Below are 13690 nucleotides of genomic sequence, written 5' to 3' on the forward strand. Positions count from 1 at the left end.
GTATTAGGCACGCCGCCAGCGTTCATCCTGAGCCAGGATCAAACTCTCCAATAAAGTTAGTTTGTCTAGCATCTAAAATAAAAATTGACGTTTCACGTTGTTTGTTTCGTTCAGTTTTCAAAGAACTTGTCCGCCACTTCAGAAGCGACTTCATCATATTAACATCTTCATTTTTCGATGTCAACTAAGTTTTAAAATTTCTTTTTTGTCGTTTTCTGCGTTTCCGCATCAGCGACGTTTATTAATATACCATCACAATTTTTAAATAACAAGTGTTTTTTTATAAAAATATAAAAAAATTATCTACCCTACTTTCTTCTATAGAAATAACTATTATCCTCTCTACTAAAAATAGTTATTCTGATTGTATATTACTACACTTCATTCAACTAAATTGAATTTCACAATACCTTCCCAAATTTTCATTCTCTTCTATATTAAGGTTTATAATAATTATCCTTCTATAAAATAACTATACAAATTAGCCGTAAGAAAAAATCCCATCTACATTAAACAGCCACTCGCGCGCATTATCCCCTTCCTTCTCATTCGAAAATTCCCCCCTACAAATTAACAACATTCCAATCCTAATATAAACTTAAGGGCATTGTTAGAATTTTTTTACATTTAATTAATGAAAAATATCCATTTTTTGTTATATAGTAAGAAAGGACGCACTCAACTATAAATAAACCAATGGAGGAATTATTTTATGGATAGGTTAACAAAGTTTTCATTAAAAAACCGAGCTGCCATTATCATCATGATCTTTCTCATTTCCATACTCGGTGTTTATTCCGGCTCTAAATTACCTATGGAATTTTTACCAAGTATCGACAATCCGGCAATTACCGTCACAACCTTATCTCAAGGACTCGACGCTGAAACGATGACAAAGGATGTAACTGATCCTCTCGAAAAACAATTTCGCAATTTAGAACACGTCGACACCATTACTTCTTCTACATACGAGGGATTATCACGTATCGACATTACGTATACATCAAAAGCAAACATGAAAGATGCAGCACGCGAAGTCGAAAAAGCCGTCAATACAATTAAATTACCTAAAGATGTAACCAAGCCCGTAGTTAGTCAATTAAACACTTCTATGATTCCACTCGCTCAAATTACTATCCAGAAACAAAACGGTTTTTCAAAAGCAGATGAAAAACAAATTGAAAAAGAAATCGTACCACAACTCGAAAACATTGATGGTGTTGCCAACGTTATGTTTTTCGGAAAATCCACCTCTGAATTATCTATCGTACTTGATCCGAACCAATTAAAAAACAAAAACGTAACATCACAGCAGGTACTAACTGTTTTACAAGGAAAAGAAACTTCTACTCCAGCTGGGGCAATTACTGTTAATCAGGAAGAATACAACCTCCGCGTCATTGGGGACATAAAAAATGTAAATGACATTAAAAACATCACTGTGGCACCCCAAGTGAAATTGCAAGACATTGCTCAAATTGAAATTAAACAACACTACGATACAATTTCACATATAAACGGAGAAGAAGGCACAGGATTAATCATCATGAAAGAACCGAGTAAAAATGCAGTTGCCATTGGAAAAGAGATTGATAAAAAAGTTAAAGAGATAGATAAGGAATATAAAGATCAATTTTCTATTAAACTTTTGGCTTCAACCCATGAACAAGTTGAAAATGCTGTTACTAGCATGGGAAAAGAAGTAATACTTGGAGCAATCGCTGCAACTCTAATTATCTTAATCTTTTTACGTAACTTCCGAACAACACTCATCGCTGTTGTCAGTATTCCATTATCTATTTTATTAACACTCTTTTTACTACATCAATCTAACATTACGCTTAACATTTTAACCCTCGGTGGTTTAGCTGTTGCGGTTGGGCGTCTCGTCGATGATAGTATCGTTGTCATCGAGAATATTTTCCGCCGTTTACAAAAAGATTCTTTCTCTAAAGATATCATTCTCGATGCAACGAAAGAAGTCGCAGTCGCAATTACTTCTTCTACTTTAACAACGGTCGCTGTTTTTTTACCTATCGGCCTCGTATCAGGAGCAATCGGAAAATTAATGTTACCTATGGTATTAGCAGTTGTATATTCTATACTATCATCCTTAATCGTTGCACTAACAGTTGTTCCACTTATGGCTTTTTTACTACTCAAAAAAACAAAGCATCGAAAGCCAAGTTCTTCATCACGATATGTCGCTACATTAAAGTGGGCTCTTTCTCATAAATTCATTATTCTACTTACTTCATTTTTATTATTTGCAGGATCAATTGCGGCCTATATATTACTACCGAAAGCAAACATAAAATCTGAAGACGACACAATGTTATCTATTAACATGACATTTCCAGCCGATTATAATGCTGAATCTCAAAAACAAAAAGCATTTGATTTTGAAAAGAAATTACTTTCTAATTCGGATATAACAGACGTTATTTTACGAATGGGATCTAGCGCAGAAGATGCACAATGGGGGCAAACAACTAAAAATAACCTCGCTAGTATATTCGTAGTCTTTAAAAAAGGTTCTGATATTGATCAATATATTAAAGAGTTAAAAAAGGAAAATAAAACTTTTGAGCCTGCTGAACTTGATTATATAAAAACAAGTTATTCAAGCTCTGGCGGCGGCAATAACTTACAATTTAACGTAACAGCTACTAACGAAGCGGATTTAAAAGAGGCGGCTACTATCGTTGAAACAAAACTAAAAAGCATGGATGATCTTTCTAAAGTAAAAACAAATTTAGAAGACTCTAAGAAAGAATGGCAAATTCATATTGATCAAACAAAGGCTGAACAACTAGGTTTAACACCAGAAATAGCTGCGCAACAAGTAGCATTCCTTATGAAGAAATCACCTATTGGCGAAATTACAATTAATAATGAAAAAACTACTATTATGATAGAACACAAAAAAGAAAACATTAATAAACAAGAAGATATTTTAAATACAAACATACTATCACCTATTAATGGCCCAATACCTTTAAAAGACATCGCAACTATTTCAGAAAAACAAACGCAAACAGAAATTTTCCATAAAGACGGAAAAGAAACAATCCAAATTACAGCCGAAGCTTCAAATGAAGATTTGAGTAAAGTAAACACAGCAGTAAATAAAGCGATAACTGACTTAGATTTACCTAGTGGTGCAAAAGTAAATATCGCAGGAGCTACTGAATCTATGCAAGAGAATTTTACAGATTTATTCAAAATTATGGGGATTGCAATAGGGATTGTATATTTAATTATGGTTATCACCTTCGGGCAAGCACGTGCTCCTTTTGCAATCCTATTCTCTTTACCGTTAGCTGCTGTCGGCGGTATTTTAGGATTAATCATTTCAGGAACACCTGTTGATATAAATTCCTTAATCGGCGCATTAATGTTAATCGGGATTGTTGTTACAAACGCTATTGTATTAATAGAAAGAGTCCAACAAAATCGGGAACACGGAACGGAAACAAGAGAAGCCTTACTTGAAGCAGGTTCTACTAGACTACGCCCAATTATTATGACAGCTATTACAACAATCGTTGCTATGCTCCCACTTCTATTTGGCCAATCCCAAGCAGGGAGTATGGTATCAAAAAGTTTAGCCGTCGTTGTCATCGGTGGTTTGGCAGTCTCAACTCTTCTTACATTAGTAGTTGTTCCAGTTATGTATGAACTATTAGATAAAATCGGGAGAAAAAGACGCTCCCGTAGAAAAATAAGCACTTCTACAGAAACACCTGATATTTAAAAGAAAAGGGTTATCTTCACGAATGAAGATAACCCTTTTTCTCTACCTACTCATATAATCCATCATTTTTTCCGCATACCGTTCTAGAGATTCACTAGAATCCACAATCTAAATTACATCTGTTCGTCTATATAATTAATCACAAATTCAACAATCGTTACGCCCTTTCCTTCTATAATTAAAATACAAAAGAACCCCCTATTTATAAGTAGAGAGTTCTTCTTTATAATTTATGCCGCTTTTACCTTTTTCGTCGTTTTACTTTTTCTTTTCGTTCCTGTAAAGCGCTTGTGTAATATAGATGCTACTAAGCGTGAAATAACATTGAATAGTAATACCATAATAATTAATACAGCTGCAGATTTTGTCGCAATTAACTTCGCATCCGGGATAATTCCTTCAGAATTTAACTTCCAAATGTGAACCGCTAACGTTTCAGCTGGTCTAAATGGATTTAAAGGATGAGCAGGACTTGAGAAGTCCGCTGCTGAATTTAAAATCGGAGATGTTAAACCCGCTGTATAAATTAATGCCGCTGCTTCACCAAATATACGACCCGCAGCTAAAATAACACCTGTAATGATTTGTGGTAATGACGACGGAATAATAATACGAGTGATCGTTTGCCACTTCGTTGCACCTAGCCCAAGACTTGCCTCTTTCACATTAGAAGGAACTTCTGAAATCGCATTTTCACAAACACGCGTTAAGCCCGGTAAGTTTAAAATAGTTAAAGCAAGGGCACCACCCATTACTGTATATCCCCAACCAGTCATTGTAACAAACACTAACAAACCGAATAAACCAACAACAATAGAAGGTAAAGATGCCATTGTCTCGATACATAAACGAACAAAGTTTAAAAAACGTCCTTGCTTTGCATACTCTGCTAAATATATTCCAGCACCTAATCCAAGAGGAATAGATATAATAAGCGTTATAACAAGCATATAGAAGGAATTGAATAACTGCGGACCAATCCCACCACCAGCTCTTGTATTGCTTGGTTCTCCAAACAAGAAATTAGGATCCCAAAAACCCCATCCCTTTTGTAAAATCTCAAACACTAAGAACACTAGCAAAGCTACAACTAAAGCTGCAATCGTATAAAAGATACCTGTCCAAACTTTATTTACCGTTCTTGCATTCATTATTATCGCTCACCTCTTTGCCCAATCGCTCGAATTACTAAAATAAACAGGAATGAAATAACAAGTAAAATCATTGCTAAAGTCCATAGCGCATTGTTCCAAGCAGTTCCGTTTAATGTATTTGTCATGTCCATTGTTAAAATACCAGTTAACGTCGCTGTCGGACTGTATATTCCTTCTGGTAATTTAATCGTATTCCCGATTACCATTTGAACCGCTAGCGCTTCGCCAAAAGCACGCGCTAAACCTAAAACAACACCTGTTAAAATCCCTTTCTTGGCAGCAGGAACAATTACTCGGCTAATCGCTTGCCATTTCGTTGACCCTAGACCATAAGAAGCTTCTAAATAATCAAATGGAACAGAACGTATTGCATCAGAAGCTATACTAGCAATAGTTGGCAAAATCATAATACTTAATACAACAATACCCGCAATTAAACTAAAGCCCACTCCCCCAAACGAATCACGTAATAGTGGCACTAAAATCGTAACCCCTAATAATCCGTATACAACCGAGGGAATACCAACTAATAATTCTAAAACAGGCTTCAATACTTTATTTCCAAACTTTGGCGAAATTAAATTCATGAATATAGCAAGAGCTATAGCAATTGGCGCACTAATAATGACCGCACCTAACGAAACCACCGTTGAACCTACAATGAAAATTAAAGCCCCGAAGGATCCTTGATCAGCATTTGGATTCCATTTTGTCGATGTTAACATCTCAGTAAATGAGATACCACTTTGTGTAAAAGATTGAATACCTTTACCACAAATAAACGCAATAATAGCTAATGTAATTAAAACAATAAAAATACCACAAAACGTAACAAGTGATCTTCCTATATATTCACTTTTTACGTAATTAATTTGTTTTTTCCCCTTCATCACAGGACAGACCCCACTTCATAAATTGAAATGAACAGGACTGGCCTTGCAGCCAGCCCCATAAATTTTATTACTTATTTAATTTAGACATTGGAATATAACCCATATCTTCTACTTGCTTTTCAAAATCTTTACCTTTTACATAGTCAATGTAAGCTTTTGTTGCTTCTTTTGCCTCACCTTTTGTTACCATGTACTCGTAAGACCAAAATGGATATTTGCCAGACGCAATGTTTTCAACTTTCGGTTCAGCACCATCAATTTTTACTGTTTGTAGCGCACCTTTTTTCTCGCCGACCATGTAAGACATCGCTAAATAACTTACTGAACCTGGAGTAGAGTTAATTGCTTGTTCTACTGCACCGTTAGAATCTTGTGTAGTACCAGTTCCATCATTGATTTTCGCGTCTTTCATAATTGTTTTTTCAAATGTAGCACGTGTACCAGAAGAAGCTGGACGATTAATTACGTTGATTTTTTCATCTTTCCCGCCTACTTCTTTCCAGTTTGTTACTTTTCCAGTGAAGATATCTTGTACTTGTTGTACTGTTAAGTTATCAACTTTTACATCTTTATTTACGACAAGTGCGAATGCAATACCCGCTACCTTGTTATCTACTAATTCTTTCGCCTTATTAGCATCTTTTATTTTATCTGCAGATGGAACATCTGAGTTACCAATTTGGACTGCACCAGAAGCTACTTGGTTAATTCCAGTTCCACTACCGCCACCTTGCACTTGAATAGAAACGTTTGAATTTTTCTCCATAAATTTCTTTCCGGCTTCCTCTGCAAGAGGTTGAAGTGCTGTAGAGCCTGCAGCTGCTATCGTACCTGACAATTCTTGTTTTGCATTATCGTTTCCTTTAGCATCTTTACCTGATGTCTCTTCTGCTTTTCCACATCCCACTAATGAACCCGCTACCACTAAAGCTGCTAAAGAAAATTTAATACCCTTTTTCATAACCATGTCTTGTACCCCCATTTGGATTATCACTTTTCACATTTGTCTACTTCTTTCGAACACAAATTCATTGTAGGACAATAATATTATGTAAGTGTTAAGCAATTTTTAATTTTAAGTAAATGACGATAATAATCCTTAAAAACTAGGAATCCCAACATTTATAGTTAAAGAACCCAACAAAATCCACACCATTTAAGCTGTAATGTAAATTTATTCTTAACAATGTAAATCCAATGTAAATGTTTTTCTCTCTTTTTCCCTTTTAATTAAAGTTAAATTTACAATTACGCTGTATTTTGTAACTTTTACATGCCTAATTGATGCACATAAAAAAGAATTTCAGTAATATTTTTTAGTACAACTAAATAAATTGGAACAATTCTAAAATTAAATGAATATTTTTAAAGTACCAATTGACAGCATCATCCAATGTAGTCTACTATATTACTAACAAAAAGTTTACCTAAGGAAACTTTTTAAACTCAAACTAAAAATATAGAGATGAGGTAACTTTTATGGTATCGGCTAATATAAAACCACTTTCCGAATTTAAAATAGGAGAGTTTGTACAAATTGAGAAGATACAATTAGAAGGAACTATGAAACGACGCTTATTAGATTTGGGATTTATCCCAGGGGCGACGATTAAAGTATTGCAACGCAGTCCACTTGGAGATCCGGTCGCTTATCAAGTGAGCAACACAACTATTGCACTGCGTAAAGAAGAAAGCTCCCTTATTTTCGGGGTATTAATAGGAGATGATTTCAGATGAGCAAACATCGTATCGCTTTAGCTGGTAACCCGAATACAGGGAAAAGTACATTATTTAATACTTTAACAGGCTTAAAACAACATACTGGAAACTGGACGGGAAAAACTGTTTTAAAAGCTGAAGGAGAATATGAACATAACGGAAGTAATTATACATTAATAGATTTACCGGGAACTTACTCACTATACTCAAATTCCGCAGACGAAGAAGTAGCGAGGGATTATATTATATTTGAAAAACCAGAAGTAACTGTAGTTGTTATAGACGCAACTGCTATGGAAAGAAATTTAAATTTAGCACTCCAGGTGATGGAGATGACAAATAATGTAGTCATTTGCATTAATTTAATTGATGAAGCCGAGAAAAAAGGGATTGTTATCGATGAAAAGAAATTAGCAAAATCACTTGGTGTACCTGTCGTTAAAATTTCAGCACGTAACCGAGTAGGTATTGGTCATTTGCTAAATGTTATTGCAAGAGTAGCAAATAAAAAACTAATTCCAACACCAATTAAAATTACTTACAGCGAAAAAATCGAAAATATGATTCAGAAATTAGAACCACAAATTTATAAAGTGTTCGGTGATACGTATCCAGCACGTTGGATTGCGTTACGTATATTAGATGGAGATAAAAATTTCTTAACTACACTTCAAAAACACCATAATGAACCACTTGTAAGGGAGGTCGTAATTAATGGAATCTCACTCAGCCAGTAAAGCTCTTCCATTAGACTATATTATTCAACATGCACAAACACTTTCAAAAGAAGATATACGAGATGATATAGTCGGAGATATTTACCGAACATCTGCAAGCATATGTAAAGAATCTGTCCAATATACAAATACTGATAAATTATATCGTTCCGAAAAACTAGATAAAATTTTCACATCTCCAATCTGGGGATTCCCAATTATGCTCGGTATTTTATCTATTATTTTTTATCTTACAATTGCAGGCGCTAACGTACCATCTGATATGATTGCCGAATTCTTCGGATGGGCCGAAGGATATTTAACATCTTGGTTCCAAGCAGCGCATGCACCTGAATGGTTACATGGCATTTTAATACTTGGTTTGTTCCGTGGTATCGGTGCTGTTATTAGCGTTATGTTACCACCTATGGCAATCTTTTTCCCTATGTTCGCGCTATTAGAAAACTACGGATACTTACCACGTGTCGCGTTTAATATGGACCGCTTATTCAAACGATCCGGCGCACACGGGAAACAATCTTTAACAATGGCAATGGGATTTGGTTGTAATGCAGCAGCCATTATGTCAACACGTATCATTGAATCACCACGTGAACGTATGCTAGCAATTTTAACGAACAACTTCGTTCCTTGTAACGGTCGCTGGCCTATGTTAATTTTAATGGCTTCACTATTTATGGCTGCTGGTTATACAGGCAGTATGCAAACATTGGTTACTGCTGGTGTTGTAGTTGGAATGGTTGTAATTGGTGTTATTATGACATTAACCGTTTCTTGGGTACTATCAAAAACAGCCTTAAAAGGGGTTCCAACTCACTACACACTTGAGTTACCTCCGTACCGCAAGCCAAAAGTTTGGAATACAATTGTTCGCGCAACACTCGATAAATCAATCTATGTTTTAAAACGAGCTATAGTTGTTGCTGCCCCTGCGGCTGTATTAACTTGGTTACTTGCTAACATTTTTATCGGTGACACAAGCTTACTTATGTATTTTGTAAACTTCCTAGATCCATTTGCTAAAATGTTAGGACTTGACGGGTTTATTCTAGCTGCATTCATTCTTGGACTACCCGCTAATGAAATTGTAATCCCAATTTTATTAATGTCTTACTTATCAACTGGGGCTTTAACTGAAATAGATGATTTTAATCAAATTAAAAATCTATTCCTAGAAAATGGTTGGACTTGGTTAACAGCGTTAAACACAATGTTGTTCTCACTTCTTCATTTCCCGTGCGGAACAACACTTGTTAATATATACAAAGAAACAAAAAGTGCAAAATGGACATTCTTATCGTTTGCAATCCCTACCGTTATCGCCATTGTTGTTACATTCCTCTCTACACAATTGGTACATTGGTTAGGGCTTGTATAAAGCAAAGCATACATAGAAGGTATCCCCCTTCACATATGCTTTGCACGAAAGAAACCTGAAATTATTCAGGTTTCTTTTTTTGCACATCAGTATTCCACGGCTGTGCTCCATACGTTGTGAGTTTTTTATGAATAAAATATATAGTTCCTGGAAGAACTGCCATTAATATCGTGCAACTAATTCCTAATCCAGTAAACAACTTTCATCACCTTATTTCACTCTTTTCGGTAAAGCTGAACCTGAATGTTCAATTGTTGGATGAACATGAACAGTAATTTCAGCATTACTAAAGTAATTTTCGCCTTGATCCCAATTCTTACTTACCTTTTTCCACTCTTTATAATTATGTCGCTTATACACTTCCCCTAACTCTAGTACATCTACCTTATATTTTTTTTGAACAAGTTTAATTGATTTTTGAATACGCTTCTCCATTTCTTCCGATATATCCTTCTCTAAACGCTTTTCATTCAAAACCTTTTTATGATCACTAAAATGCAACTCAGCCAATGTGCCTTCCAGAGATAAATGAATATCAAACTTTGGTTTTGTAGCATTCGTTGTGGATACTTTAATTTTTCGACGTAACTTATGAATTTCATATGTAATAAGTTGATTCTTTTTACGGATGGTAAAAAAACCTCCAATTTTTTTACCTATTATATAATTCATCCCTACTGTTTCTTCCCCACTCAAATTGCCTACACACTTATTATCCTTTCCACGAAACAATGCTGCACCGTTCATTTGTACTCCTTGTTTTGTTAGTTCCAGAATAGGTAATACAAAACTTCGGTTAGAGATCATCTTTTCCTGCACCTCACCAATTCTTGCAGCCTCAATCATTTGGGCATTTTTCGGAGGGTGTTCAGCTAACATATCAATATACTGCGCCGGTAAATTTTCAGGCTTGGCACTTTGTTTTAAAATAGCTTCGGCATTTTTATTAGAAACGAACAAACGAATATTTCTTCTCATCTCATGATCGCGAATATATACATCTAACGTATTTTGTAAAATGTATGGATGTGAAAGTAATTCTTCAGAGAAAATAATCACCTGTATATGAGGGAAAAATAATGTACGACTAATTTTTTTGGCGATTATTCTTATTTGTTCAAATACACTATCTGCTTTTGCACTAACATTAATATAATTTTCGCTATCCCCACCCCCTTGTCCACCCTGTTGAGACAATTTACTGGGGAGTACCATCTGATAGGTCCCTTTCATAATTGGATTCGCTTTCTTCTCCTTCACAATATCGTAAGCCGCTCCTACTACAAATCCTCTTTCTTCTATCTCTTCTAACTCAGAACACCCACTCATAAATCCAGTTAAAGCCATAACCATTATAATTTTAAGAAGGTGTTTCATTTCCACCATTCCTTCTTTTTATTTTATATACAATTAAAACGAGCAAAGGTGCTAACACAACAAACCCCATATCTATCCAAGCTAAATAAGTCCCATAACTTGATAAAGCATTCAAACTACTAGGTATCATATTCACCATAAAAATAATAGGGGCACTTATGAAAATAAAAATTTGTTTCTTCACTTTCGGAAACATAGCACAAAACAATAAAGATGCAACGTCATAATACATTGCTGTAGTGTTATAAATAGTAATAATCCAAGTCGTAAAAAAAATCGCATCAAACCTTTCTAAAAATCCTCCACCAATTTCAATTTCTTTCCCTAATTCAATTGTTGGATATGTCAATCCACGTGTTGTCATATACGTAAAAACACTAATACAAGTTACATAAATTAAAATGTATGACAGCACGTTTACCATCACCGCTTTCGCGACTGCCATTGGCGCTTTTTTCGCTGTCTTATCATTCAGCAACACCGCATAAAATAAAGCTACTTCAAATCCAATAAACGTAAAAATAGAATTTTTAACTCCAACAGCATATTGACTTACTTTCGTTTGAAAAGCTGGTAGTAAATTATTTATTTCCATTAAATTTATATTTAATAAAGAAAGAAGTACTATCGCAATTAAAACAATAGGTAAGAATAAAACATTTAACCTTAATAAGGCTGCTCTTGATCCTGCTATTCCATAAATAACAACTAATAAAAAGAAGAAAGACAGTAGTTGTATTGGTGTATCACTAAATAAATACGTTTGAGAAATAACTGAAATCATTCGCGATTCATATGCTGTCAAAGCAGCGAACGTTAATACTAAAATGCTACTAATTGTGTATGCAACAGGCTTCGTCAAATGCGCACTCGTATATTGAACAAAATTTTGTTTCGGAAATAAGATAGCCACTCTCGTCACAAACCAACCTAAAACTGCACAGATCAATCCACCCAAAAGCAAAATAATCCAACCGTCCGAAAATAAAGTTTGGTTAGCAATATCTCTTGGCATAGACAATGCCCCTATACCAATAATGGTCGATGATACCGCAAACCCAATTTCCCGAGATCCAATCTCTTCATCGCCATACTCAAATGGTTTCAATTATTTTCGCTCCTTTGGACGTATTGTAGAATCTTTTGTTTGTAAGTACTCCGGTCTATCTTTCAACATCGCTTTTGGTATGCGAATAAATTCTTCTTTCCAATCTTTATAAAATGCAGGAGCAATTGGAGTTGTATACGGTATACCAACACTTGTTAAATTTGTAATATGAACAGCAAGTGCAATCAGAGCTAGAATGATTCCATACAACCCAAAAGCAGTTGCAGCTAATACAAAGACGAAAAGTAAAATCCGGAACGTAATCGTAATACTATATACAGGAAGCGAGAACGTAGCAATCGCAGTAACTGCAATAATAATAACTAAAAACGGATTTACAATCCCTGCATTTACCGCAGCTTCTCCAATTACAAGACCTCCTACAATCCCTATCGTTTGTCCCATTGGTTTGGGCAATCGGATTCCAGCTTCTCGTATTAATTCCATAGTCAAGGCCATCATTAACGTTTCAATATATGCTGGGAACGGAACACCTTCCCTCGCACCTGCAATTGAATAAGCCAGTTTAGAAGGAATAAGTCCTTGATGATAAGATACAAGTGCTACATACATAGCTGGTAACAAAACCGCAATTATGCCTGAACCCATACGTAAAAATCTTAATAACGTTCCAATCACCCAGCGCTCGTAATGATCTTCTACAGATTGAAAAATATCAACAAACACAAGTGGTGCAATAAGAGCAAACGGGGATCCGTCTACTAAAATGGCCGCCTTCCCTTTCGCTAATGAGGCTATAATATTATCAGGCCTCTCTGTATTCAAAAACTGTGGAAATGGGGATAAATTATTATCCTGAATTAATTGTTCAATCGTACCTGTTTCCAAAACGACATCTGTCACTATTGATTGAAGACGGCGATCTAACTCTTTTACAATGTGAGGATTAATAATATCTTCTATATATACTAGGGTTACTTCTTTCTGCGATCGCTTCCCCATAATATAAGATTGGAACCTCAACTTTGGATCGCGTAAGCTGCGTCGGATTAACATTTTATTCACATTAATATCTTCATTTAATCCAACTCTCGGTCCACGTATTAAATCTTCTGTCACTGGTGGTTCTAAACTTCGCTTCTCCCAAGCCCTACTATTAATAATGATAGCGGTTTGAATATTATCAATTAATATAACTGTATCTCCCGCTAAAATCGCATTTATAATATCCGGAAATGTTGTCTTCTTACCCACTTCCGCAATAGAAATAAAACGATCCAATAACGTCTGAACGACAGCCGCTTCATTTTGCACTTCTTCATATTGAAGAGTACGAACTACATATTTATAAACATTATCCTTGTCTGTTAACCCACATAAAAATACAACCGCACAACGTGTAAAACTCCCAGCAAGAGCAACTTCTCTAATTGTTAAATCATTAGGTGAACCTAACTCATCCCTAATTTCTTTCATAACTTCAAATAAGTTACCTTCAAGCTCTAACAATTTCCCCACCTAACTTCCTTTTCAACAAGTTTTTAGTTAGATTCCGCTAATTGAAGAAAATATATACAAAAAAGAGCTATCTCTTTTCAAAGATAGC

At 35.1% G+C, this 13690-nt stretch carries 11 protein-coding genes; 4 read left to right on the forward strand and 7 right to left on the reverse strand.

What is annotated here, in order from left to right:
* Positions 1-712 precede the first annotated feature (712 nt).
* Positions 713-3757: an efflux RND transporter permease subunit gene (locus tag GBN78_RS17000; protein WP_152127556.1), complete on the forward strand. Its 3045-nt coding sequence runs from the start codon at positions 713-715 to the stop codon at positions 3755-3757.
* Between the two features lie 230 nt (positions 3758-3987).
* Here GBN78_RS17000 and pstA read toward each other — a convergent pair whose 3' ends face one another.
* The 3 genes from pstA to GBN78_RS17015 all read right to left on the reverse strand — a co-directional run bounded on the left by pstA (position 3988) and on the right by GBN78_RS17015 (position 6771).
* Positions 3988-4908 carry a phosphate ABC transporter permease PstA gene (pstA, locus tag GBN78_RS17005; protein WP_000994155.1) on the reverse strand — a complete coding sequence of 307 codons (921 nt, stop codon included), beginning with the start codon at positions 4906-4908 and terminating at the stop codon, positions 3988-3990.
* Between the two features lie 2 nt (positions 4909-4910).
* Entirely contained in the window at positions 4911-5801 is an 891-nt protein-coding gene (pstC, locus tag GBN78_RS17010; RefSeq protein WP_000676676.1) for a phosphate ABC transporter permease subunit PstC, read from the reverse strand.
* A 70-nt stretch (positions 5802-5871) separates the two neighbouring features.
* Entirely contained in the window at positions 5872-6771 is a 900-nt protein-coding gene (locus GBN78_RS17015; protein WP_000245116.1) for a phosphate ABC transporter substrate-binding protein PstS, read from the reverse strand.
* Positions 6772-7283: 512 nt separating this feature from the next.
* Here GBN78_RS17015 and GBN78_RS17020 point away from each other — a divergent pair.
* Genes GBN78_RS17020 through GBN78_RS17030 form a run of 3 tightly spaced genes read left to right on the forward strand, consistent with a single transcriptional unit; the run spans position 7284 to position 9638 of the window.
* A complete protein-coding gene (locus GBN78_RS17020) occupies positions 7284-7541 on the forward strand; it encodes a FeoA family protein (protein ID WP_000252982.1) in 258 nt (85 codons plus the stop codon).
* Positions 7538-8260, forward strand: coding sequence for a FeoB small GTPase domain-containing protein (locus tag GBN78_RS17025; RefSeq protein ID WP_000033870.1), 723 nt, complete (start codon positions 7538-7540; stop codon positions 8258-8260). Before GBN78_RS17020 ends, GBN78_RS17025 begins: the two co-directional genes overlap by 4 nt.
* Complete coding sequence (locus GBN78_RS17030) at positions 8238-9638, forward strand: nucleoside recognition domain-containing protein (RefSeq protein ID WP_152127557.1); 1401 nt, start codon at positions 8238-8240, stop codon at positions 9636-9638. Before GBN78_RS17025 ends, GBN78_RS17030 begins: the two co-directional genes overlap by 23 nt.
* Positions 9639-9699: 61 nt before the next feature.
* Here GBN78_RS17030 and GBN78_RS30230 read toward each other — a convergent pair whose 3' ends face one another.
* The 4 genes from GBN78_RS30230 to gerLA are packed head-to-tail and all read right to left on the reverse strand — an operon-like array spanning position 9700 to position 13602.
* Positions 9700-9837: a hypothetical protein gene (locus tag GBN78_RS30230; protein ID WP_000493997.1), complete on the reverse strand. Its 138-nt coding sequence runs from the start codon at positions 9835-9837 to the stop codon at positions 9700-9702.
* Positions 9838-9848: 11 nt separating this feature from the next.
* Complete coding sequence (gene gerLC, locus GBN78_RS17035; protein WP_000681631.1) at positions 9849-11015, reverse strand: spore germination protein GerLC; 1167 nt, start codon at positions 11013-11015, stop codon at positions 9849-9851.
* On the reverse strand, positions 10999-12123 hold the full coding sequence (gerLB, locus tag GBN78_RS17040) for a spore germination protein GerLB (RefSeq protein ID WP_000802007.1): 1125 nt from the start codon (positions 12121-12123) through the stop codon (positions 10999-11001). The genes gerLC and gerLB overlap by 17 nt, the downstream gene beginning before the upstream one ends.
* A complete protein-coding gene (gene gerLA, locus GBN78_RS17045) occupies positions 12124-13602 on the reverse strand; it encodes a spore germination protein GerLA (RefSeq protein ID WP_002004436.1) in 1479 nt (492 codons plus the stop codon).
* Positions 13603-13690 lie beyond the last annotated feature (88 nt).

Origin of the sequence: Bacillus sp. B2-WWTP-C-10-Post-4 (assembly GCF_009183805.1) — a bacterium.
Classification (GTDB): Bacteria; Bacillota; Bacilli; order Bacillales; family Bacillaceae_G; genus Bacillus_A; species Bacillus_A cereus.